Origin of the sequence: Rhizobium sp. LjRoot258 (assembly GCF_964254185.1) — a bacterium.
Taxonomy (GTDB): Bacteria; Pseudomonadota; Alphaproteobacteria; order Rhizobiales; family Rhizobiaceae; genus Rhizobium.
The window spans coordinates 3,522,485-3,544,273 of sequence record NZ_CAXUST020000001.1; the positions used below are offsets into that span (position 1 = coordinate 3,522,485).

Sequence of the window (21,789 nt, forward strand, 5' to 3'; positions counted from 1 at the left end):
GATGCAGCGAAGGGAACGTTGCCTAGTCATCGGTTTCCAGCAGACGCGGACCCGGCCCATCCTTTGCCAGCCGATCATAGGGATTGCGCAGCGGGCAGCTTTCAACCGAAAGGCAACCACAGCCGATGCAATCCGTCAACCGGTCACGCAGGGCGACGAGGCGATTGATGCGGGCATCGAGGTCCTCCTTCCAAAGTAGCGACAGCCGCTGCCAATCCGTAGCGGTCGGCGTGCGGCCCTGCGGCAGCGTATCGAAAGCAGCCTGGATCTCCGCCAAGGGAATCCCGACACGCTGCGCGACCTTGATGATACCGAGACGCCGGAGCACATCGCGGCCGAAGCGGCGCTGATTGCCACGCGAGCGGATGCTGGAAATGAGGCCTTTCGCTTCGTAGAAATGCAGCGCAGAGACGGCAAGCCCGCTGCGTTCGGCGACTTCGCCGACTGTGAGCAGTTTCCTGAAGGGATTGGTGAAGCCTTCTTCCACGGCGCAGACCTCAAGTTTGCTTGAGGTAGTCTAGTCGCGCGCTTCGCGGGTGTCCACTTGCCATTCGTTCTCGCAGCGACCGAGACCGTGAGAACACACAAAAAAGCGGCCAAAAGGCCGCTTTCAAGATGCGAAAGTTTAGCGTGGATCAATCCGGGTTGATCACACCCTGCAGGTGCGTCAGTTCCATGATGTAGTGTTCCAGACGCGACTTGTGCTCGTGATGCACAGCGTCCTCGATTTCTCTCTTCGCCGCTTCGATGCGAAGCGTCATTTCGTCCTTCGAGAGATCCTGAACGATGACCGCGGACTCGGCCAACAGCGTGCATCCGGTCGGCAAAATGTCGGCAAACCCGCCAAAAACCACGTAATCCTGCTTCGAACCGTTGGCCGAACGAACGCTGACGATGCCAGGCTTGATCGTCGTCATCGTCGGGGCGTGGTTTGCCATAACGGTCATCTCGCCGTCGGTTGCCGGAATGACAACTTCTGTCACCATCTCCGAAAGGAGCAGGCGCTCGGGAGATACGAGTTCAAAATTGAAATTGTCAGCCATCAGTGACTTACCTTCTCGGCGGCTTCTGTATCTTGCAAATTGGTCCCGCAGAACGGGCAGTGCGCTATCGCCTGATCGAGATACCCAAGACCTTCCTCGGTCTGGATCAGTCCCACCACCATCATCAGCTTGCCATCGTCCGATCTATAGATCGTCGGCGCTGCCGGAGCTGGAAGCTCTGCTGCGACTTCCCGAAGGGCGTCGCAGCAGAAGATCTCGTTGAGAGCGTCGCTCATCAGGCAGCTGCGGACAGCTTCTTGGCCTTCTCGATGGCTTCGTCGATCGAGCCGACCATGTAGAAGGCAGCTTCCGGCAGGTGGTCGTATTCGCCGTTGACCAGGCCCTTGAAGCCCTTGATCGTGTCTTCGAGCGCGACGAGCTTGCCCGGCGAACCGGTGAAGACTTCAGCGACGAAGAACGGCTGCGATAGGAAGCGCTCGATCTTACGGGCGCGGGCAACGGCCAGCTTGTCCTCTTCGGACAGTTCGTCCATGCCAAGGATGGCGATGATGTCCTGCAGGGACTTGTAGCGCTGCAGCGTCGACTGAACCTTACGAGCCACTTCGTAGTGCTCTTCGCCGACAACGATCGGGTCGAGCATGCGCGACGTGGAGTCGAGCGGGTCGACGGCCGGGTAGATACCCTTTTCAGCGATCGAGCGCGACAGAACGGTCGTTGCGTCCAGGTGGGCGAACGAGGTTGCCGGAGCCGGGTCGGTCAAGTCGTCGGCAGGAACGTAAATCGCCTGAACCGAGGTGATCGAACCGGTCGTCGTGGTCGTGATGCGCTCCTGCATCTGGCCCATGTCCGTGGCGAGCGTCGGCTGATAGCCGACGGCCGAAGGAATACGGCCGAGCAGTGCCGACACTTCGGAACCTGCCTGCGTGAAGCGGAAGATGTTGTCGACGAAGAACAGAACGTCCTGGCCCTGGTCGCGGAAGTTTTCGGCAACCGTCAGACCGGTCAGAGCGACGCGAGCGCGCGCACCCGGCGGTTCGTTCATCTGGCCATAAACGAGCGCAGCCTTGGAGCCTTCGCCACCGCCGTGCTTGTTGACGCCGGATTCGATCATTTCGTGGTAAAGGTCGTTGCCTTCGCGGGTACGTTCACCCACGCCAGCGAAAACCGAGTAACCACCGTGCGCCTTGGCGACGTTGTTGATCAGTTCCATGATGAGAACGGTCTTGCCGACGCCTGCACCGCCGAAGAGGCCGATCTTGCCGCCCTTGGCGTAAGGAGCGAGAAGATCGACGACCTTGATGCCGGTGACGAGGATCTGTGCTTCCGTGGACTGATCGACGTAGGCAGGTGCATCCTGGTGGATGGCGCGCTTCGAGGCGGTCACCAGCGGACCTGCTTCGTCAACCGGTTCGCCGATGACGTTCATGATACGGCCAAGCGTTTCCGGACCAACCGGAACGGCGATCGGAGCACCGGTGTCAGAAACGGACTGACCGCGAACCAGACCTTCGGTCGAGTCCATGGCGATCGTGCGAACGACGTTCTCGCCGAGGTGCTGCGCAACTTCGAGAACCAGGCGGTTGCCGCCGTTGGTCGTCTCAAGCGCGTTCAAAATCGCCGGCAGTTCGCCTTCGAAAGCAACGTCCACGACGGCGCCGATAACCTGCGTGACCTTGCCGGCAGAGCCTGCCGCAGTCTTCTTGGGGGTAGCTGCCTTAGCCATCTTCTTACCCTCTTTCCCTAACCTCAGAGCGCTTCCGCGCCCGAAATGATTTCAATGAGTTCCTTGGTGATCTGAGCCTGACGCTGACGGTTGTAGTTGAGCGTCAGCTTGTTGATCATTTCACCAGCGTTGCGCGTTGCATTGTCCATCGCGCTCATCTTGGCGCCCATTTCGCCGGCGACGTTCTCAAGGAGCGCGCGGAAAATCTGGACGGAGATGTTGCGCGGGATCAGATCCTCGAGGATCGATGCCGGATCCGGCTCGTATTCGTAGACTGCGCCGGCGTGCGCCGCATCTTCGACAACGGCCGTAGGAGCCGATGCCGGGATGAGCTGCTGTGCCGTCGGAACCTGCGAAATCACCGACTTGAATTCGGAGTAGAACAACGTGCAGACGTCGAACTCGTCGGCCTCGAACATCTCGATGACGCGCTTGCCGATCTGGTCGGCATTCTCGAAACCGACCTTCTTCACCTCACGCAATTCCTTGCGCTCGACGATGAGCGAAGCGAATTCACGGCGCAGAACGTCGTAACCCTTCTTGCCGACGGTAAAGATCTTAACCGTCTTGCCTTCGGCGAGAAGCTTGCGAGCGTGATCGCGCGCAAAGCGCGAGATCTGCGAATTGAAGCCGCCGCACAGGCCGCGTTCGGCAGTGCAGACGACCAGCAGGTGAACCTGGTCCTTGCCGCTGCCCGTCATCAGAGCCGGCGCACCGTCCGCCTCCGTCATCGCACCTGCAATGTTTGCCAGAACGGCACCCATGCGCTGCGAGTACGGACGGGCGGCCTCGGCCGCCTCCTGGGCACGCCGAAGCTTCGCCGCGGCGACCATCTTCATCGCCTTGGTGATCTTCTGCGTCGCCTTGACGGAGGCGATCCGGTTTTTCAGATCCTTAAGTGAAGGCATCCGTTATCCGTCCTTTGGGTCCGATTAGGCGAAGGACTTCGCGAAGCTATCGATGGCAGCCGTGAGCTTGCCCTTCGTATCGTCGCTGATTGCCTTGTCCGTACGGATCGTGTCGAGGATAGCCGAGCCTTCCGAACGAAGGTACGACAGCAGGCCCTGTTCGAACTTGCCGACCTGCGCGACTGGGATCTTGTCGAGGTAGCCGTTGACGCCGGCGAAGATCACCGCAACCTGCTCTTCCGTCTTCAGCGGCGAGAACTGCGGCTGCTTCAGGAGTTCGGTGAGGCGTGCGCCGCGGTTCAGCAGGCGCTGCGTCGAGGCGTCGAGGTCGGAACCGAACTGAGCGAAGGCGGCCATTTCGCGATACTGTGCGAGTTCGCCCTTGATCGAGCCGGCGACCTGCTTCATCGCCTTGACCTGCGCGGCGGAGCCGACGCGTGAAACCGACAGACCGACGTTAACGGCCGGACGGATACCCTGATAGAACAGGTCGGTTTCGAGGAAGATCTGGCCGTCGGTGATCGAGATCACGTTGGTCGGAATGAAGGCCGAAACGTCGTTGCCCTGGGTTTCGATGACAGGCAGAGCCGTCAGGGAGCCAGCGCCCTTTTCGTCGGAGAGCTTTGCAGCGCGCTCGAGGAGACGCGAGTGCAGGTAGAAAACGTCGCCCGGATAAGCTTCGCGGCCCGGCGGGCGGCGCAGCAGGAGCGACATCTGGCGATAAGCAACAGCCTGCTTGGACAGGTCGTCGTAACCGATCAGCGCGTGCTGACCGTTGTCACGGAAGTATTCGCCCATCGTGCAGCCGGCGAACGGCGCCAGGTACTGCATCGGAGCCGGATCGGAAGCCGTTGCGGCAACGACGATCGAGTACTTCATTGCGCCGCGTTCTTCGAGAACCTTGACGAACTGGGCAACGGTCGAACGCTTCTGGCCGATAGCGACGTAGACGCAGAACAGCTTCTCGCTGTCCGGGCCGTTGTCGTGGATCGCCTTCTGGTTCAGGATCGCGTCGAGAATGATCGCGGTCTTGCCGGTCTGGCGGTCACCGATGACAAGCTCGCGCTGGCCGCGGCCGACCGGGATGAGTGCGTCGATAGCCTTGAGGCCGGTCGACATCGGCTCATGAACCGACTTACGCGGAATGATGCCTGGAGCCTTGACGTCGACGCGCGCGCGGCGGGTCGAATTGATCGGGCCCTTGCCGTCGATCGGATTGCCGAGAGCATCGACAACGCGGCCGAGCAGCTCCGGACCAACCGGAACGTCAACGATGGCGCCGGTCCGCTTGACGGTGTCGCCTTCCTTGATGTCGCGGTCCGAACCGAAAATAACAACACCGACGTTGTCCGATTCCAGGTTCAGCGCCATGCCACGGATGCCACCGGGGAACTCGACCATTTCGCCTGCCTGAACATTGTCCAGACCGTAAACGCGAGCGATACCGTCACCGACGGAGAGAACCTGACCGACTTCCGAGACTTCTGCCTCTTTGCCGAAGTTTTTGATCTGGTCTTTGAGAATTGCGGAAATTTCCGCAGCGCGGATATCCATCAGCCGACCTCTTTCAATGCAAGCTTAAGGGTAGAGAGTTTCGTACGAAGAGACGTATCAATCTGACGGGACCCGACCTTCACGATCAGACCACCAAGAATTGACGGATCAACCGTGACGGCAATCGCCACGTCTTTGCCGGTGACGCCCTTGAGCGCCGCCTTCAATTCGGTTTCCTGCGCTGCATCAAGCGCATGGGCCGAGGTGACCTCGGCAGTAATTTCGCCACGCTGGTTTGCAGCAATGATGCGGAAGGCCTTGATCATGCCCGGGAGGGCAAAGAGGCGGCGGTTACGCGCCACGACCTTCAGAAAGTTCGCGAAGAAGCCGCTGATTCCAGCCTTCTCGCTGATGGCAACAATCGCCTTGAGCTGGTCGTCGGCCGAGAAAACAGGGCTCGAAACCAAACGCTTCAGGTCGTCGCTCTCGTCGAGCATCGCCTGGAACTGGTTGAGGTCCTTGGTGACGCTTTCGACGGCGCCCTGCTCGAGCGCCAACTCGAACAGCGACGAGGCATAGCGCTCTGCAACACCAGAAGTAAGCTGGGATGTGTCTGCCACTGGCCCAAATTTCCCTGATTTCAACTCAAGAATCCGGTCCCCGGCGGGCGCCTGACCTAGGATCTTGAATTCGTTATGATTTCCCCCAGAAATCGCAAGAGAAGCCTCTTGCTTCTTCCGAAATTCGGGGTCCGTCTAACATAGGATGTTCGGACTCGCAACACGCGTAACGCCCGAATACGGCTTTCGTATCGATTTCTAACGCAAAAATGCTCAAAGCCCGGCAACCAAGAGCTCAATGCGAGAAATATCCACTCAACTCAAGCGGAAAAGAAACCGAAAACATAGGCGAGCGGAAGAGCCGCCAGAACGATCTGCACAACCAGAAGTAAATAGTTGAGAATCGTGCTCCCCTTATCTGAAAGGAGCGAGATGATGCGCGCAAATGCGGCCATGGCGAAGGAGACGCCGAGAGCCATGTAGATCCAGTCCTGCGCCAGCATGATGGCCGAGAGACCGAAACCGAGATAGAAACCGCCGACGGAGCGTTGCTCGGCATAGCCGTCGCGCCGACCCTCGCGTGGCATCACGCCGACCAACCGCATCGCATAGCCCGGCGCAAACATGATGATGAAGCCCGTCAACGCGGTGAATGCGGCTGCTGCGAAAGCGAGCTGTTCGCCCAGCTCCGTTGGAAAATAAAAGTCCATGACCGACCCCGAATCCCCTGTTTCGCCGTCCTTATGCCATGATTGCCCGCCTGGGCAAAAGCCCGTAGGGCAGCGATCTACAGGAAGCTTTGCGGGTCCACGTCGAGCTGCACATGCACCGACCCGCGCTCCTTTGGCGCTTGCGCAAGCATGGCCCTGAGAAATGCCTGCATGTCGGAGTTTCGCCGGCCATGCACGAGAAGCCGGAAGCGATAGCGGCCTCGCACCAACGCAAGCGGTGCTTCCGCAGGTCCGAGCACGGAGATGCCGGAGACAACCGGTGCGGCGTTTCTCATGCCGCGGGCATGGTTTTCCGCATCGTGGCGCGTTTCCGCCGAGACGATGATCGACGCCAGCCGTCCGAATGGCGGCAGGATCGCCCGTTCGCGCTCGGCAATCTCGCGTTCGTAGAAGGCACTCGCATCGCCCGACACGATCGCCTGCATGACGGGATGTTGCGGCTGGTAGGTCTGCAACAGGCCGTGGCTCTTCAGACCGGTACGGCCGGCGCGGCCCGTCACCTGCGATAGAAGCTGAAAGGTCCGTTCGGCGGCGCGCGGATCGCCATTGGCAAGCCCGAGATCGGCATCGACGATGCCGACCAGCGTCATCAGCGGGAAGTTATGCCCCTTTGCGACGAGCTGCGTACCGATGACGATATCGGCCTCCCCTTTCGCAATGGCCTCGAGCTCGAGCCGCAACCGCTTGACGCCGCCCATGATGTCGGACGAGAGCACGATCGTTCGCGCCTCGGGGAAATGGCGCTCCACTTCTTCAGCGATGCGCTCAACACCGGGCCCGCAGGCAACGAGATGATCGAGGGTGCCGCATTCCGGGCAGGCTTCCGGCGTGCGTTCGGCATGACCGCACTGATGACACTGCAACTGTCTTTTGAACCGGTGCTCGACGAGCCAGCTGGAGCATTGCGCGCACTGGAAGCGATGTCCGCAGACGCGGCAGAGCGTCAGCGGCGCATAACCCCGACGGTTGAGGAAGAGAAGCGCCTGCTGCTCTTTCTCGATCGTCTTGCCGATCGCGCGGATCAGGACCGGCGACAGGAAGCCGCCGCGCTCAGGCGCATGACGGCGCATGTCGATGAGGTGTAGATCGGGTAGCGCCGCGTCGCCGAAGCGGGTCGGCATGTGAATGGTCCTGTAACGCCCGCTCTGCCCATTGACCTGGCTTTCGACCGAGGGCGTGGCGGAGACGAGAACCACTGGAAAATCACCGATCCGTGCGCGCACGACGGCCATGTCGCGCGCATTGTAATAGACCCTATCTTCCTGTTTGTAGGCAGGATCATGCTCTTCATCGACAATGATAAGGCCTAAATCCTCGAACGGCAGAAACAGGGCCGAGCGAGCACCGGCAACGACGCGCACCTCGCCCGTGACCGCCTGACGCCAGACCTTCTCGCGGGTGCGCGGCGCCAGGTCGGAGTGCCATTCGGCGGGCTTTGCGCCGAAGCGATCCTGAAAGCGCTCCAGAAAGCTCGCCGTCAGCGCGATCTCCGGCAGGAGGATTAGCACCTGCTTGCCGCGCTTCAGCGTTTCCGCGATCGCTTCGAAATAGACTTCCGTCTTTCCCGAACCGGTGACGCCATCGATCAGCGATACGGCAAACTCACCCTTTCGAACCTCGGACAGGATCTCGTCTGCCGCCTCCCTTTGCGGGCCTTCGAGCCGCGCGGCCGTGAAGTCGGGATCGGGTTTGGCAACCACCGGCGGCGGCGGCAGGAATACGGTTTCGAAAATGCCCTGACTTACCAGACCGTCGACGACGCTTGTCGATACGCCGGCGGCATGGGCAAGCCCGCTTCGCGTCCAGGAAAGGCCATCACCGGCAATATCGAGCACACGGGCGCGCGCTGGCGTCATCCGCTCCGTTTCGCCGCCGACGAAGCGCAGGCCCTCAACCATCGGCTCCGGCTCGAAGGCATTTGGCGCCCGCAGCGCCATACGCGCCACGAGACCGGGCGGCGAGAGCGTATAGCTCGCCACCCAATCGATGAAGTCGCGCATCTCCTTCGTAAGCGGCGGGCAATCGAAGACATGGCTGATCGGCCTCAGCTTCTTCGGATCGACCCCGTCCTCGTCGCCATCCCAGACGACACCGATCACCTGCCTCGGGCCGAGCGGCACCCGCACGACCGAGCCCGGCTCGACGGCCATTCCCTCGGGCACGGTATAGGAATAAGGCTTCGGCGCAGGCATGGGAACGAGAACAGGCGCCGTGCGGTTGGCCGGCGGCGTCTTAAACAGCGTTCCAAAGAGATCGGACGAATCTGTGCTCATCGGGCGAGACCATGCCCGGATCGGCGTAAAAAGAAAACCTGGAAGACCCTCCGCACCGACTTACTCGTCCTCGTCGATGACGCCGGTGAGCCGCATGCCCTCGATCCAGGTGGCGCCGTCCTGCCGCACGACATGGCGTGCGCGTGCACCGCACCGCTCGCGCACGGCCGCCGCCAACGGTTCGGAATGGGTGACGATCCAGATCTGGCTGCTTTGCGCCGCGTCCGCGATCATGTCGGCCAGCGGCGGCAGCATATCCGGATGCAGGCTTGCCTCCGGTTCGTTCAGCGCAATCAGCGGCGGCAGACGATAGGACATCAGCGCCGCGGCTAGGCCGAGGAAACGAACCTGTCCGTCCGACAGTTCGCGCGGCTGAAACACCCGGTTCGGAAACTCCGGGAAGGAAAGGCCGAACTGCGCCGTCTCTTCAGGCAGCGGCACGACGAGCCGCGCACCGCCGAGGGCCGCGACGATCGCCCGATCGAGGTCGACAGTGTCCTCGCGCGTATGGACCAGCGTTGCAAAGACCGCGGCGATATTGTTACCGTCCTCGTCCAACAGCGGCGCCGTCACGGCAAGGCAGGGCGCGCGCAGCTGTGAGAGCCGATCCGTCCGGAAACCGTGAAAGAAACGCCACCCATCGATCGCGCGGCGAAACGTTCCAATCTCGGGATAGTGCCCTGCATCGCCAAGAAGCGCGATTGCCGTTTCCGAGGGCAGCGCCTGCTCCGGGTAATCTTGCATCCGGCCATTCGGCCCCCGAACGGCGATGGCGGGGCCAGCGCGCTTCATCATCGTCACCGGTCGCAAACCGGCCTCGACGCGATAGCGGAAGGTGATCGCCCTTTCCTCGTCCAGAAGCTCGGTTTCCAGGCGGATCCGGAACGACCTCTCACCGTCCCGGCGCGGACCGGACCACAGCGCCGAGAACATCCCGCCTTCGGCCGCGATCTCATGGGCCAGCCGCCCGCGCGTTGCCGCCTGAATGAGCTGCAGCGCCCGGTAGAGATTGGATTTCCCGACCCCGTTCTCGCCGATGAAGAGGTTGATGCCCGACAGATCCATGCGGATCGATCGCAGGGATCGGTAGTTCTGGGCAAACATCGAACGGAGCAGCATGGCTCGCTTTAGCCGATCGGATCAGGGAATTGAATGGGCACTGGCCAGTTCCGGCTCCGCTGGCGGGACCAGCGGCACGAATTGCGCGTCGTCATCCATGTCGAGGGCGCGCACCGTATGGTCTTCCAATGCCTTGGTTACCTCGTTGATATCGCCCTCGAGATTTTCCACCGGGATCAGATTGCCGACCACGAAGTCGAAGCGGTCACCCCGCTTGTTCAAAAGCTCGTGAAAAACGGTCATGTCCCTGAGCTCCGTCGACCACTTTGCGAGCCAGTAGAAAAGGCCGGAATTCCGCGCCGTCATATGCACCGGCAGGATCGGGAGATTGTACTTGCGGGCAAGACCAACGGCGGAGGTTTTCCAGGGACGCTCGTTCAGCCGGCCATTCGCCCAATAGGCAATGCGCCCGGACGGAAAAAGCACAGTTGCCTTGCCTTCCCTGACCGCACGGTTGGTGATCTGCAGCGTCTCGCGGGTCTTGAGCTTGCTTTTATACTCCTCACGCCATTCGACCGGAATGATGACCTCGGCGAAGCGCGGATTGACGCGTATGGCATCGCGGTTGGCAAACACCATGATGTCGGGCCGCTTGCTCTTCAAGAGATCGAAGACGGCCACCCCGTCGGCAATGCCGGTCGGATGGTTGCTGACGAGGATGAAGCCGCCGGTATCAGGAACGCGTTCGCCATGCCTGACATTGATCTCGAGCTTCAACAGGTTGCTCATATACTCGAAGCACTGAAAGCCGGGCATGTTCGCGACGTCGTTGGCGAAGCTGATGGCCCTGTGGTAGCGCAGGAGCATGTGGAGAAAGGGCCGCATAATCGGCCAGAGCGGGTGCTTGACGATTCTCTGTCCGCGCTCGGCGATCAACGTGTCAACAATATGTCCCGGCTTGCCATGGGAGACGAGGGCAATCGCTTCCGCGAATTGTCCGAAAGCGGTCGTGGGATGGCGCCGTGGCATAAAAGATCCTGCGTCGTTGGGAAACCAGTTACGTCGATGAATATGATGGAACCATGACAACCACTTGGGCGGTATTAGCAATTCCATAACTATCGGTCCTTCAGAATTGGCAGCCGGATTGGCAAATTCAAGGGCCAGACACGTGAACGAACTCCTGATCATCGCCGACCCGCGCCTGATGGCGGAACGCACCGCCTGGCTCGACAGCCTGGCAAACGAGCGTCGCCTTTCGGAGCACACGCTGGATGCCTATGAGCGCGACACCCGCCAGTTCCTGTCCTTCCTGACCGGTCATCTCGGCGGTCCCGCGACGCTGAAAGATATTCACGCGCTGCGGCCTGCGGACTTCCGCGCATTTCTCGCGGCGCGCCGCAAGGAGGGATCGGGAGCGCGCTCGCTTGGCCGCAATCTTGCCGGGCTACGCTCACTGCTGCGTTACCTCGAAAAGAAGGGGCTGGTGAATGCCGCCGGCGCCGGTGCGATCCGCTCGCCAAAGCAACCGAAGTCGCTGCCGAAGCCACTTTCCGACAGGCAAGCCATCACAGTCGTCAGCAACGAGGCGCAACTGCACGAGGAACCCTGGATTGCGGCGCGCGATGCCGCCGTTTTTGCCTTGCTCTACGGCTGCGGCCTGCGCATTTCCGAAGCACTCGACCTGATACCTGATGATTTCAACCGCGGCGCGGCAACGCTGCGCATCACCGGCAAGGGCAACAAGACCCGCCTCGTGCCGCTGCTCACCGTGGTCTTCGAGGCGGTCGAGAAATATCGGTCTCTTTGTCCATACCATCTCGAAGGCGAGCAGCCTCTTTTTCGCGGCGCGCGCAGCGGCAAGCTGCAGGCGGCGATCATTCAGCGTACCATGCAGAAGATGCGAAGTGCCTTTGGGCTGCCGGAGACGGCGACGCCGCACGCCCTGCGACACTCCTTCGCGACCCACCTGCTGGCCGGCGGCGGCGATCTCAGAACCATCCAGGAACTCCTCGGCCATGCCAGTCTCTCGACCACCCAGGTCTACACAGGTGTGGATTCCTCACGTTTGCTTGAAGTTTACGACCGTGCCCATCCGCGGGCGTAATCTTTTGTTAACAGCTTCTCTTAAAGGAATATCCGCACGCCAAGCGTAGAGCTTAGCGATCCATAGTGACCGGAACACCATGATGACGATTTCCATCGGCCACCGCAGCCTGCACATCGCATCGCCGGGCAATCTCCTGCTCTGGCTGATCGCTGCATTTCATATGCTGCTTGCGGCAACGCTGATCGCAGTTCTGTTCTCAGTCTCGCCGGCAGCGGCTGCAGATGACGACGCCTGCACCGGCCGCAATATCCTGACCGATCTGAAGCAGAGCGACCCGGCGCGCTACGCCGAGGCGGTCAAGGAAGCGGACGCCGTGCCAAACGGCAAGGGCATTTTCTGGACGATCGAAAAGCCGGGGGTGAAACCATCCTGGTTGCTCGGCAGCATGCATGTCACCGATCCGCGTGTGCTGCAGCTTCCGCCACGCACGCAGGCAGCCCACGATGCTGCCGACACCATCGTGATCGAATCAGACGAGATCCTCGACGAGAAAAAGGCATCCGCCGCCCTATTGATGAAGCCCGAGCTGATGATGTTCACCGACGGGACGACGATTGAAAAGCTTCTATCCCACGAAGACTACATCCGCCTGGAAGAAGGACTGAAGCAGCGCGGAATCCCGCTTGCCGCGGTCTCGCGCATGCGCCCCTGGATGATATCGAGCGTCGTTGCCCTGCCCGGCTGCGAAATGGCCCGCAAGGCAAAGGGCGTACAGTTCCTCGACCAGAAGATTGCCGCCGACGCCGTTGCCGAGGGCAAGCAGGTCAAAGGCTTGGAAACGCTCGCCGAGCAGTTGCAGGCGATGGCCGAGCTGCCGACCGAATTCCACATGAAGTCGCTGATTGAAACGCTGGCTTTGGGATCGAAGATGAACGATGTCGTGGAAACGATGACCGATCTTTATCTCTCCGGCGATATCGGCATGACCATTCCGATGCTGAAGACCGTCTCGCCCGACGGCAAGGACGAGGACAGCGATTATGCCGCCTTCGAGCAGCGCATCATCCTCGACCGCAACAAGGTGATGGCCGAGCGAGCAGCCCCGATCCTTGCCAACGGCAACGTCTTCATGGCCGTCGGTGCGCTCCATCTTCCCGGCGAGGGCGGCGTCATCGAGCTGCTACGCAAGCAGGGTTTTACGCTGACGGCCGTGAACTAGCGCCCAATCGTCATCCGTCGAAGAACGTTGCTCTTCCAGTAGAATTGGTGGACGAGGGCCCCGGCAACATGCGCCGCGATCAAGGCCCACAGGATAACCTTCAGCACGTCGGCGTGCAGCGATCCCGCCGGATCGACCCCGAAGTAATAGGCGGCAATCCCGGTCACTGGCATCGCGAAGATGAACGCATACAGGCCGACATGGACGACCTTTGCCACAAGGCGGAAAATTGCCGGTTCCTGGCTGACCACCGGCGGCGCACCCTTTACGAGACGCAGACACACGCGAACGATCGCAAGTGCCAATATGGCGATGCCGGCATAGGCGTGAATATTGGCCGCCGAGACCTGGTCGGCGGACGCAATGGCGCCGCGACGCATCGCCCGATGCCATTCGTTCATACCATCAGGAAACAGCAGATTAAAGAAGATGAGCAGAGCCACCCCCCAGTGAAGCAGGCGCTGCGGCAGGCTGTAGGCATCGACAGGTGTGGACTGCATAGGCTTCCTCTGGAATGATTTTAGAATCATTCGAAAGTAAAACGGCCGCCTGTCCGGGAACAAGCGGCCGATCGCATATTGCCGAAATTTAATATTACATGTGGATCGGCTTGAAGAACGCGGAAAGAGCGGCTTCCTTCACCGCTTCCGACATGGTCGGGTGAGCATGGCAGGTGCGGCCAAGATCTTCTGCGGAACCGCCGAATTCCATGAGGACGGCAATCTCGTGGATCATCTCGCCGGCTCCGAAACCGACGATATGACCGCCCAGGACACGGTCGGTTTCCTTGTCGGAGAGGATCTTCACGAAACCGTCGGTCGCCAACATGGCGCGCGCGCGACCGTTCGCTGTGAAGGGGAACTTCCCCACCTTGTAGGCGATGCCTGCAGCTTTCAGCTCTTCCTCGGTCTTGCCGACGGAGGCGACTTCCGGCTGCGTGTAGACGACGCTCGGGATGACGTCATAGTTCACATGGCCATGCTGGCCGGCGAGGATTTCTGCCAGCGCAACGCCTTCGTCTTCGGCCTTGTGGGCCAGCATCGGCCCCTTCACCACGTCGCCGATCGCGTAGATGCCGGCAACGTTGGTGCGGAAGTGACCGTCGATTTCGACGCGGCCACGGTTATCGAGCTTTACGCCTGCTTCTTCCAGACCAAGGCCGGCCGTGTAAGGGGTGCGGCCGGTCGCGATCAGAACGACCTCGGCTTCGAGTGTCTGCGCATCGCCGCCCTTGATTGGCTCGAAGGTCACCTTGGCACCCTTGCCGCCCTTCTCGACGCCAGTCACCTTCGAGCTCAGGTTGATGGCGATGCCCTGCTTGACGAGCATCCGCTGGAATTGCTTGGAGACTTCGCCATCCATGCCGCCGAGAATCGTATCGAGATATTCGACGACGGTGACCTTGGCACCGAGACGCGACCAGACGGAGCCGAGCTCGAGGCCGATGACGCCACCGCCGACGACGATCATTGTCTCCGGCACCTTCTCGAGCGCGATCGCGCCCGTCGAGGAGATGATCACCTTCTCGTCGATATCCACCTTCACGCCCGGAATGCCGGCGACGTCGGAGCCGGTGGCGATGACGATGTTCTTGCCTTCGATTTCTTGCACCTTACCGTCTTCGCCGGCCACGGAAACCTTGCCTGCCGACACAATCTTGCCGGCGCCCTGGAAGGCATCGATCTTGTTCTTCTTGAAGAGGAAGGCAACGCCATCGACGTTCGACTTCACCGTCGCATCCTTGTGCGCCAGCATCTTTTCAAGGTTCAGCTTCGGCGCAGCGACTTCGATGCCGAGCGCGTCCATGCCGTGGCCAGCCTGATGGAACATTTCGGAGGCATGCAGCAGCGCCTTGGACGGGATGCAGCCGACGTTCAGGCAGGTGCCACCGAACGTTGCACGCTTTTCCACGACAGCGACCTTGAGGCCGAGCTGCGCGGCCTTGATGGCAGCGACGTAGCCGCCAGGGCCGGTTCCGATAACGATTACATCATAGGACATTATTCTTTTCCTTTTCGCTATTTGCTTAGTCAGCCGCGCGGGCGAGCGCGAGGCGGAAACCGAATCCGACCAATGCGGCGCCGGTGATGCGGTTGAACCATTTGCCGCTTGCGATGAAGCGGTCGCGAATGGGCTTGACGGTGAAGAAGGTGGAAACGCCCGCAAACCAGGCGACGAGCGCCGTTGCCATGCCGATCCCGTAGCTAAACTGGATGAGCGCCGGGGTGTCGTGATGCACCAGCGTCGAAAACAGCGACAGGAAGAACAGGACGGGTTTCGGATTGAGCGCATTGGTGATGAAGCCCATGCCGAGGCACTTGAGTGCCGAGATCGGCTTACGATCCTCATCGGAAATTTCGATCTCGTTCACCTTGAAGCCCGGCTCGCGGAACGACTTGATGCCGAGGTAGACGAGATAGGCGACGCCCGCCCACTTGATCATTGCAAACATCATCAGCGATTTTGAGACGATGAGGCCGAGACCTAGGATGGTGTAGCTGATGTGGAAGAGCAGCGAGAAGCCCATGCCGAGGCCGGTCATCATGGCAGCCCGGCGGCCATGCACGATGCTCTGACGCAGGATGACGGCGAAGTCGGCGCCCGGTACGACGATGAAGATCGAAAAGACGGCCATCAGGCCCAAAAATTCGAAGAAGTATTGCATGGCGATATGGTCTCCGCGTCCTAACGGCCGCCGCTTACATTGAGTATGGCGCCCGTTATATAGGAAGCCGTCGGCGAGAGAAGGTAGAGGACCGCATCGGCAATTTCCGCCGCCGTGCCGGGCCTCTGCATCGGGATGCTCGGCGCCAGGTCACGCGCGCGGTTCGGCAGGCCGCCGGATGCATGAATATCGGTATCGATGACGCCGGGACGGATGGCGTTCACACGCACGCCCTCGTTCGCCACTTCTCGAGACAGACCGATGGTGAAGGTATCGATGGCGGCCTTGGACGCGGCGTAGTCGACATATTGCGATGCCGAACCCAGAACCGCTGCCATCGACGACATGTTGACGATCGCCCCGCCCTTGCCGCCGTGCCTCGACGACATCCGCCGAACGGCTTCGGCCGCGCAGAGAATCGAGCCGGTCACGTTGATCCGCATCATCCGCTCAAGGCGCTCGACGCTCATCTCATCGACGCGCTGCTGCGCATCGACGATACCGGCGTTGTTGACCAGCCCATCGAGCCGCCCGAAATGCTTGTCGACCGCCTGGAACATCGAAACGATATCCTTCGCGCTGCCGACATCACCCTTGATCGCGATCGCGTCGCCGCCCACTGCCTTGACCTCCGAGGCGATCGCATCGGCAGCCGTACGGTTCGCGGCATAGTTCACCGCCACGTTCCAGCCCTGCCGGGCAGCGAGGCGGCAAACCGCAGCGCCGATACCCCGGCTGCCGCCGGTGACGAGAAGAACCGGTCGTTGTGTCATTTCGCGCACTCCTTGAATGCCAGGACATCCCACGGCGCAACCTTAGCCTTGTCGTTGCCCCAGATCTGCGATTGGCGGATCGCCGGACCGAGACCCGGCATAAAGACGCTGTCGGCCGCGACCGCCGCTTCCGGCTGAAGGTTGTCGATCTCGCCCTTGGCATTCGCGCCGTAGATCGTGCCCTGCCAGATCGTGCAGGCGTCCAGATCCGCGCCTGTCACGTCACCGCCGGGGCATTTGAACATCAGGATACCGACGGCACGCTCCGGATCGTCCGAGGGCATGACATAGCCATCGAGTTCGATCGAGGTCTTCAGCACTTTCAGCATGAACCTGTTGCTGGCAGCCGCCGCTTCCGAATTGATCGGCGTGAAACGCAGTTCGTAGGCGCCATCCCGGTCGGCATAGACGGCGCTCGCCTGCCTGCAGTTCGGAGCGCCGGCAGCGGCCGCTTGCAGCGCCAGCAAATACGCGAGCGACGCCCCGACCCTGCCCATGGCAAGGAGAGGTATCATGGTCATACGCCCTGTGGAGATTGCCAGCGACATCGCGCGCCCCGCTGAGGTGGAAAGGGCCGCTCACGCGGCCCAGTCGATTGCTTAGAGATCGAGAACCAGGCGCTCCGGATCTTCCAGGCTTTCCTTGACGCGGACGAGGAAGGTCACGGCTTCCTTGCCGTCGACGATGCGATGGTCGTAGGAGAGCGCGAGATACATCATCGGACGGATGACGATCTGGCCGCCGACGACGACGGGACGGTCCTGGATCTTGTGCATGCCGAGGATACCGGACTGCGGAGCGTTGAGGATCGGCGAGGACATCAGCGAACCGTATACACCGCCGTTGGTGATGGTGAAGGTGCCGCCCTGCATGTCTGCCATTGACAGCGAACCGTCGCGAGCAGCCTTTGCCAGACGCGCAAGTTCCTTTTCGACTTCGGCGATCGACATCTGGTCGGCGTCGCGGATAACAGGGACGACGAGACCCTTGTCCGTGCCGACGGCCATGCCGATGTGGCAGAAGTTCTTGTAGATGATGTCAGTGCCGTCAATCTCGGCGTTGACAGCCGGAAGTTCCTTCAGCGCGTGGGTGATGGCCTTGGTGAAGAAGCCCATGAAGCCGAGCTTCACGCCATGCTTCTTTTCGAAGACGTCCTTGTACTTGGCGCGCAGATCCATGACCGCCTTCATGTCCACCTCGTTATAGGTGGTGAGCATGGCAGCGGTGTTCTGGGCGTCTTTCAGGCGCTTGGCGATCGTCTGGCGCAGGCGCGTCATCTTCACGCGCTCTTCGCGGGCCGCATCCTCGACGGTTGACGGACCGCGGGCAGCAGCCGGCACGGCAGGGGCAGCAGCGGCAGCCGGGGCGGAGATGCCCTTGGCAACAGCGGCGATCACATCGCCCTTCAGCACCTGGCCGCGCTTGCCGCTGCCGTCGACCTGATCGGCCGACAGGTTGTTCTCGGCAAGCATCTTGGCGGCAGCCGGTGCCGGCGGCATGGCGGATACGGACGCAGCCGCAGCGGCAGCAGCAACGGGTGCCGGTGCAGCGGCTGCGAGCTCGGCAACCTTCGCGGGAGCAGCAGCAGCCGGAGCAGCGGCAGCACCAGCGCCTGCGGCGATCTGGCCCAGCAACGCACCGAGACCGACGGTTTCGCCGGCCTGCGCAACGATTTCAGACAGCGTACCCGAAGCCGGCGCCGGCACTTCGATGGTCACCTTATCGGTTTCAAGCTCGAGAATGGCTTCGTCGGCCTTGATGGCGTCGCCAACCTTCTTGAACCAGGTGCCGACGGTTGCCTCGCTGACGGATTCACCGAGAGTTGGAACGCGGATTTCTGTGGCCATTGTTCAAATCCTGATTTGCTTGTGTTCGTTTATTCGTTTCCGGCCGCAGACGGCCGGAGAATGATCGAGGGCATTGGCAATATGTCAAAGCGAAAGCCGTGACCGGACTGGATGATCGGATCGGCATCGGCGAGCGCCTGCGCCGCCTGCTGATCCTGCGCCGAAACGAGTGCCATGCCCCAGGCTCCCTCGCCTTCGAAGACGGGACCGACGGCAATGGCCGATCCGACTTCTGCGTTGCGGTGCCAATAGGCGACATGGTGCTTCATCGCGGCCATTTCCTCCCCGGTCGCGTCATGCGGAAACCGGGGGCGAGGCGGCACAAGTCTGAAGAAGAAATATGCCATCGCCCCGATCCCTTAGCCGCCCAGCGCATCCTCGAGGAATGCGGCGAGCTGCGACAGATGCTTGGACATCAGACCCGTTGCCGGCGAAGCGGCAGCTGGGCGGCCGGTGTAACGGACGCGCTGGTACTTCGCATCGATATGGGCGAGAACCCACTCCAGATACGGGTCGATGAACGACCATGCGCCCATGTTCTTCGGCTCTTCCTGGCACCAGACCATCTCGGCGTTCCGGAAGCGCGAGAGCTCGTTGATGAGCGCCTTTGCCGGGAACGGATAGAGTTGTTCGACGCGCAGCAGGTAGATGTCGTCGATGCCGCGCTTTTCGCGCTCTTCCAGAAGGTCGTAATAGACCTTGCCGGTGCACATGACGACGCGGCGGATCTTGTTGTCCTTCTGCAGCTTGATCGGCCCGTCCTTGATGACCTCCGCATCGTCCCAGAGCAAACGATGGAAGGAGGATTCGCCGGCGAGTTCCGCAAGGCTGGAAACAGCCCGCTTGTGACGCAGCAGGGACTTCGGCGTCATCAGCACGAGCGGCTTGCGGAAGTCGCGCTTCAGCTGACGGCGCAGGATGTGGAAGTAATTCGCCGGCGTCGTGACGTTGGCGACCTGCATGTTGTCTTCAGCGCAGAGCTGCAGGAAGCGTTCGAGGCGGGCCGAGGAGTGCTCAGGACCCTGCCCTTCGTAGCCATGCGGCAGCAGGCAGACGAGACCCGACATGCGCAGCCACTTGCGTTCGCCCGAGGAGACGAACTGGTCGAAGACGACCTGCGCGCCGTTGGCGAAATCACCGAACTGGGCTTCCCAAAGGGTCAGCGCGTTCGGGCGAGCCAGCGAATAGCCGTATTCGAAGCCGAGCACCGCTTCTTCCGAGAGCATCGAGTTGATGACTTCGTAGCGGGCCTGGTTGGACGACAGGTTCGCAAGCGGGATAAAGCGCTCTTCCGTCTCCTGATCGTAGAGAACCGAATGACGCTGCGAAAACGTGCCGCGTTCGCAATCCTGACCGGAGAGACGGATCTTGTGGCCTTCGACCACCAGCGAACCGAAGGCAAGCGCTTCTGCCATCGCCCAGTCGAGGTTCTCGCCCGTCTGGATCATGTTGGCGCGGTTTTCCATGAAGCGCTGGATCGTGCGATGGGCACGGAAGCCTTCCGGAATTTCCGAAAGCTTGCGGCCGATATCCTTGAGTGTCTTCATTGGTACGGCGGTCTTGCCGCGGCGCTGTTCGTCGGCGTTGTCAGCCGTGCGCAGGCCCGACCACTCGCCATCCAGCCAGTCGGCCTTGTTTGGCTTGTAGCTCTGGCCGGCGTCGAATTCCTGCTCGAGATGCACGCGCCAGTCGGCCTTCATCTTCTCGACGTCGCCGTCGGTCAGCAGGCCCTCGGCAACGAGACGATCCGCATAGATCTGCAGGACGGTCTTGTGGGCGCGAATGACCTTGTACATCTTCGGCTGCGTGAAGGACGGTTCGTCGCCTTCGTTGTGGCCGTAGCGACGGTAGCAGAACATGTCGAGGACGACAGGCTTGTGGAACTTCATGCGAAATTCCATTGCGATCTTGGCTGCGTAGACAACGGCTTCCGGGTCGTCACCGTTCACATGCAGGATCGGCGCTTCGATCATCTTGGCGACGTCGGACGGATAAGGCGACGAGCGTGAGAAGGCCGGATTGGTGGTGAAGCCGATCTGGTTGTTGATGATGACGTGCATCGTGCCGGCAACGCGGTGACCGCGCAGGCCCGACAGGCCGAGGATTTCGGCAATCACGCCCTGGCCAGCAAACGCCGCGTCACCATGGATGAGCAGCGGCAGAACCTTCGCGCGCTCGGAAAGCGGAATGGTATCGCCGTCCCAGACGGTGGCGCCCATGTCCTGCTTGGCGCGCGCCTTGCCCATGACGACAGGGTCGACGATCTCAAGGTGCGACGGGTTGGCCGTCAGTGATACGTGGACCTTGTTGCCGTCGAACTCGCGGTCGGAAGAGGCACCGAGATGGTACTTGACGTCGCCCGAACCCTCGACCTCGTCAGGCGCGTAAGAGCCGCCCTTGAACTCGTGGAAGATCGCGCGATGCGGCTTGCCCATGACCTGGGAAAGGACGTTCAGGCGGCCGCGGTGGGCCATGCCGAACACGGCTTCGCGAAGGCCGAGGTGACCGCCGCGCTTCAGGATCTGCTCCAGCGCCGGGATGAGCGATTCACCGCCATCGAGACCGAAACGCTTGGTACCCTTGAACTTCACATCTAGGAACTGCTCATAGCCTTCGGCTTCGACCAGCTTGGCGAGAATGGCCTTCTTGCCTTCCGGGGTGAAGGCAACACCCTTGTCCGGACCTTCGATGCGTTCCTGGATCCAGGCTTTTTCTTCCGGATTGGAGATGTGCATGAATTCGACGCCGAGGGTCGAGCAGTAGGTGCGCTCGAGGATCTCGATCATCTCGGGCAAGGTGGCGTATTCGAGGCCGAGAACGTTGTCGATGAAGATCCTGCGGGAATAGTCGGCCTCGGTGAAACCGTAAGCTTCGGGCGACAGTTCCTTGTAGTCTTCGACGGGTGCCGCGATACCGAGCGGGTCGAGCTTGGCGTGCAGGTGACCGCGCATTCGGTAGGCGCGGATCATCATGATGGCGCGAACGGAGTCGCGCGTCGCCTGCAGGATGTCGGCGCCATCGGTCGGCTTGCCGGCGGCTTCCGCCTTGCCCTTGACCTTGGTCTCGATGATCTTCTCAACGGTACCCCAGTCGCCATCGAGCGCCGAAACGAGGTCGCTCTTGGGCTGCAGCGGCCAATCCTTCTTGCGCCAGGATGCACCCTTGGCCGCCTTCTTCACATCTTCCGGATTGTCTTCCAGCGCCTTGAAGAAAGACCGCCATTCCTCGCCGACCGAGTTCGGGTCTTCCTCATAGCGCGCATAGAGCTGCTCGATATACGCAGCATTGGCGCCATCCAGGAACGAGGTAATCTGAAACTGCTCGTTGGCTTCTTGCCGTGCCATGGTTTTACGCGGACGCTTTCGTCCGCCTCCTGACTTGTGATTCCGCCGGATACTCGACCGGCTTGCCGCATCTGTCGTTAGCCGCCTGTCCGCGGCTCATTCCATTTCGAAGTCGAGACCCGGGCAGACGGTGAGAACC

21 protein-coding genes are annotated in these 21,789 nt (G+C 61.2%); 2 read left to right on the forward strand and 19 right to left on the reverse strand.

Translation table 11 applies throughout. From position 1 onward, the window contains the following. Window positions 1-22 precede the first annotated feature (22 nt). The 11 genes from soxR to ACSQ9D_RS17335 form a co-directional block, all read right to left on the reverse strand. Window positions 23-487, reverse strand: coding sequence for a redox-sensitive transcriptional activator SoxR (gene soxR, locus ACSQ9D_RS17285; protein WP_436283203.1), 465 nt, complete (start codon window positions 485-487; stop codon window positions 23-25). A 148-nt stretch (window positions 488-635) separates the two neighbouring features. Then, window positions 636-1,043: a F0F1 ATP synthase subunit epsilon gene (locus ACSQ9D_RS17290; RefSeq protein ID WP_436283204.1), complete on the reverse strand. Its 408-nt coding sequence runs from the start codon at window positions 1,041-1,043 to the stop codon at window positions 636-638. Further along, window positions 1,043-1,279, reverse strand: coding sequence for a hypothetical protein (locus ACSQ9D_RS17295; protein ID WP_072369320.1), 237 nt, complete (start codon window positions 1,277-1,279; stop codon window positions 1,043-1,045). Before ACSQ9D_RS17295 ends, ACSQ9D_RS17290 begins: the two co-directional genes overlap by 1 nt. Next, window positions 1,279-2,727, reverse strand: coding sequence for a F0F1 ATP synthase subunit beta (gene atpD, locus ACSQ9D_RS17300; RefSeq protein ID WP_037116272.1), 1,449 nt, complete (start codon window positions 2,725-2,727; stop codon window positions 1,279-1,281). The genes ACSQ9D_RS17295 and atpD overlap by 1 nt, the downstream gene beginning before the upstream one ends. A gap of 23 nt (window positions 2,728-2,750) precedes the next feature. Further along, a complete protein-coding gene (locus ACSQ9D_RS17305; RefSeq protein ID WP_436283205.1) occupies window positions 2,751-3,635 on the reverse strand; it encodes a F0F1 ATP synthase subunit gamma in 885 nt (294 codons plus the stop codon). A gap of 24 nt (window positions 3,636-3,659) precedes the next feature. Further along, entirely contained in the window at window positions 3,660-5,189 is a 1,530-nt protein-coding gene (gene atpA / locus ACSQ9D_RS17310; protein WP_037116282.1) for a F0F1 ATP synthase subunit alpha, read from the reverse strand. Beyond that, the gene (locus tag ACSQ9D_RS17315) at window positions 5,189-5,749 is read right to left on the reverse strand and encodes a F0F1 ATP synthase subunit delta (protein WP_436283206.1); all 561 of its coding nucleotides are present in this window, start codon (window positions 5,747-5,749) and stop codon (window positions 5,189-5,191) included. The genes atpA and ACSQ9D_RS17315 overlap by 1 nt, the downstream gene beginning before the upstream one ends. A 260-nt stretch (window positions 5,750-6,009) precedes the next feature. Beyond that, window positions 6,010-6,399, reverse strand: a complete 390-nt coding sequence (locus tag ACSQ9D_RS17320; RefSeq protein ID WP_436283207.1) for an AGROH133_08824 family phage infection protein — start codon at window positions 6,397-6,399, stop codon at window positions 6,010-6,012. A 77-nt stretch (window positions 6,400-6,476) separates the two neighbouring features. Next, entirely contained in the window at window positions 6,477-8,693 is a 2,217-nt protein-coding gene (locus ACSQ9D_RS17325) for a primosomal protein N' (protein ID WP_436283208.1), read from the reverse strand. A gap of 60 nt (window positions 8,694-8,753) precedes the next feature. Next, the gene (locus tag ACSQ9D_RS17330) at window positions 8,754-9,812 is read right to left on the reverse strand and encodes an AAA family ATPase (RefSeq protein ID WP_436283209.1); all 1,059 of its coding nucleotides are present in this window, start codon (window positions 9,810-9,812) and stop codon (window positions 8,754-8,756) included. 21 nt (window positions 9,813-9,833) lie between these two features. After that, the gene (locus ACSQ9D_RS17335; protein ID WP_436283210.1) at window positions 9,834-10,781 is read right to left on the reverse strand and encodes a GNAT family N-acetyltransferase; all 948 of its coding nucleotides are present in this window, start codon (window positions 10,779-10,781) and stop codon (window positions 9,834-9,836) included. Window positions 10,782-10,923: 142 nt separating this feature from the next. On the opposite strand from ACSQ9D_RS17335, the gene ACSQ9D_RS17340 reads away from it, so the two are divergent. Both ACSQ9D_RS17340 and ACSQ9D_RS17345 read left to right on the forward strand, forming a co-directional pair. Then, on the forward strand, window positions 10,924-11,859 hold the full coding sequence (locus ACSQ9D_RS17340) for a tyrosine recombinase XerC (RefSeq protein WP_436283211.1): 936 nt from the start codon (window positions 10,924-10,926) through the stop codon (window positions 11,857-11,859). Between the two features lie 82 nt (window positions 11,860-11,941). Beyond that, window positions 11,942-13,021, forward strand: a complete 1,080-nt coding sequence (locus ACSQ9D_RS17345) for a TraB/GumN family protein (RefSeq protein WP_436283212.1) — start codon at window positions 11,942-11,944, stop codon at window positions 13,019-13,021. Here the strand turns inward: ACSQ9D_RS17345 and ACSQ9D_RS17350 are convergent. The 8 genes from ACSQ9D_RS17350 to ACSQ9D_RS17385 all read right to left on the reverse strand — a co-directional run bounded on the left by ACSQ9D_RS17350 (window position 13,018) and on the right by ACSQ9D_RS17385 (window position 21,650). Beyond that, entirely contained in the window at window positions 13,018-13,521 is a 504-nt protein-coding gene (locus tag ACSQ9D_RS17350; protein WP_436283213.1) for a cytochrome b, read from the reverse strand. The two genes, ACSQ9D_RS17345 and ACSQ9D_RS17350, sit on opposite strands and share 4 nt — an antisense overlap. A 94-nt stretch (window positions 13,522-13,615) precedes the next feature. After that, entirely contained in the window at window positions 13,616-15,055 is a 1,440-nt protein-coding gene (gene lpdA / locus ACSQ9D_RS17355; RefSeq protein ID WP_436283867.1) for a dihydrolipoyl dehydrogenase, read from the reverse strand. Then, complete coding sequence (locus ACSQ9D_RS17360) at window positions 15,048-15,686, reverse strand: LysE family translocator (protein WP_436283214.1); 639 nt, start codon at window positions 15,684-15,686, stop codon at window positions 15,048-15,050. Before ACSQ9D_RS17360 ends, lpdA begins: the two co-directional genes overlap by 8 nt. A 20-nt stretch (window positions 15,687-15,706) precedes the next feature. Then, window positions 15,707-16,459 carry an SDR family oxidoreductase gene (locus ACSQ9D_RS17365; protein WP_436283215.1) on the reverse strand — a complete coding sequence of 251 codons (753 nt, stop codon included), beginning with the start codon at window positions 16,457-16,459 and terminating at the stop codon, window positions 15,707-15,709. Beyond that, window positions 16,456-16,956, reverse strand: coding sequence for a hypothetical protein (locus ACSQ9D_RS17370; protein ID WP_436283868.1), 501 nt, complete (start codon window positions 16,954-16,956; stop codon window positions 16,456-16,458). Before ACSQ9D_RS17370 ends, ACSQ9D_RS17365 begins: the two co-directional genes overlap by 4 nt. A gap of 102 nt (window positions 16,957-17,058) precedes the next feature. Further along, on the reverse strand, window positions 17,059-18,306 hold the full coding sequence (gene odhB / locus ACSQ9D_RS17375; RefSeq protein ID WP_436283216.1) for a 2-oxoglutarate dehydrogenase complex dihydrolipoyllysine-residue succinyltransferase: 1,248 nt from the start codon (window positions 18,304-18,306) through the stop codon (window positions 17,059-17,061). A gap of 29 nt (window positions 18,307-18,335) precedes the next feature. Then, window positions 18,336-18,653, reverse strand: a complete 318-nt coding sequence (locus ACSQ9D_RS17380) for a YciI family protein (protein WP_436283217.1) — start codon at window positions 18,651-18,653, stop codon at window positions 18,336-18,338. Between the two features lie 12 nt (window positions 18,654-18,665). Beyond that, window positions 18,666-21,650, reverse strand: a complete 2,985-nt coding sequence (locus ACSQ9D_RS17385) for a 2-oxoglutarate dehydrogenase E1 component (protein ID WP_436283218.1) — start codon at window positions 21,648-21,650, stop codon at window positions 18,666-18,668. Window positions 21,651-21,789: the final 139 nt, after the last annotated feature.

Excerpts from the sequence above, each read along its gene's own strand:
- ACSQ9D_RS17290 (WP_436283204.1), bottom strand. The coding sequence starts at position 1,043 with ATGGCTGACAATTTCAATTTTGAACTCGTATCTCCCGAGCGCCTGCTC.
- ACSQ9D_RS17295 (WP_072369320.1), bottom strand. The coding sequence starts at position 1,279 with ATGAGCGACGCTCTCAACGAGATCTTCTGCTGCGACGCCCTTCGGGAA.
- atpD (WP_037116272.1), bottom strand. The coding sequence starts at position 2,727 with ATGGCTAAGGCAGCTACCCCCAAGAAGACTGCGGCAGGCTCTGCCGGC.
- ACSQ9D_RS17305 (WP_436283205.1), bottom strand. The coding sequence starts at position 3,635 with ATGCCTTCACTTAAGGATCTGAAAAACCGGATCGCCTCCGTCAAGGCG.
- atpA (WP_037116282.1), bottom strand. The coding sequence starts at position 5,189 with ATGGATATCCGCGCTGCGGAAATTTCCGCAATTCTCAAAGACCAGATC.
- ACSQ9D_RS17320 (WP_436283207.1), bottom strand. The coding sequence starts at position 6,399 with ATGGACTTTTATTTTCCAACGGAGCTGGGCGAACAGCTCGCTTTCGCA.
- ACSQ9D_RS17325 (WP_436283208.1), bottom strand. The coding sequence starts at position 8,693 with ATGAGCACAGATTCGTCCGATCTCTTTGGAACGCTGTTTAAGACGCCG.
- ACSQ9D_RS17330 (WP_436283209.1), bottom strand. The coding sequence starts at position 9,812 with ATGCTGCTCCGTTCGATGTTTGCCCAGAACTACCGATCCCTGCGATCG.
- ACSQ9D_RS17335 (WP_436283210.1), bottom strand. The coding sequence starts at position 10,781 with ATGCCACGGCGCCATCCCACGACCGCTTTCGGACAATTCGCGGAAGCG.
- ACSQ9D_RS17345 (WP_436283212.1), top strand. The coding sequence starts at position 11,942 with ATGACGATTTCCATCGGCCACCGCAGCCTGCACATCGCATCGCCGGGC.
- ACSQ9D_RS17350 (WP_436283213.1), bottom strand. The coding sequence starts at position 13,521 with ATGCAGTCCACACCTGTCGATGCCTACAGCCTGCCGCAGCGCCTGCTT.
- ACSQ9D_RS17360 (WP_436283214.1), bottom strand. The coding sequence starts at position 15,686 with ATGCAATACTTCTTCGAATTTTTGGGCCTGATGGCCGTCTTTTCGATC.
- ACSQ9D_RS17365 (WP_436283215.1), bottom strand. The coding sequence starts at position 16,459 with ATGACACAACGACCGGTTCTTCTCGTCACCGGCGGCAGCCGGGGTATC.
- ACSQ9D_RS17370 (WP_436283868.1), bottom strand. The coding sequence starts at position 16,956 with ATGGGCAGGGTCGGGGCGTCGCTCGCGTATTTGCTGGCGCTGCAAGCG.
- odhB (WP_436283216.1), bottom strand. The coding sequence starts at position 18,306 with ATGGCCACAGAAATCCGCGTTCCAACTCTCGGTGAATCCGTCAGCGAG.
- ACSQ9D_RS17380 (WP_436283217.1), bottom strand. The coding sequence starts at position 18,653 with ATGGCATATTTCTTCTTCAGACTTGTGCCGCCTCGCCCCCGGTTTCCG.
- ACSQ9D_RS17385 (WP_436283218.1), bottom strand. The coding sequence starts at position 21,650 with ATGGCACGGCAAGAAGCCAACGAGCAGTTTCAGATTACCTCGTTCCTG.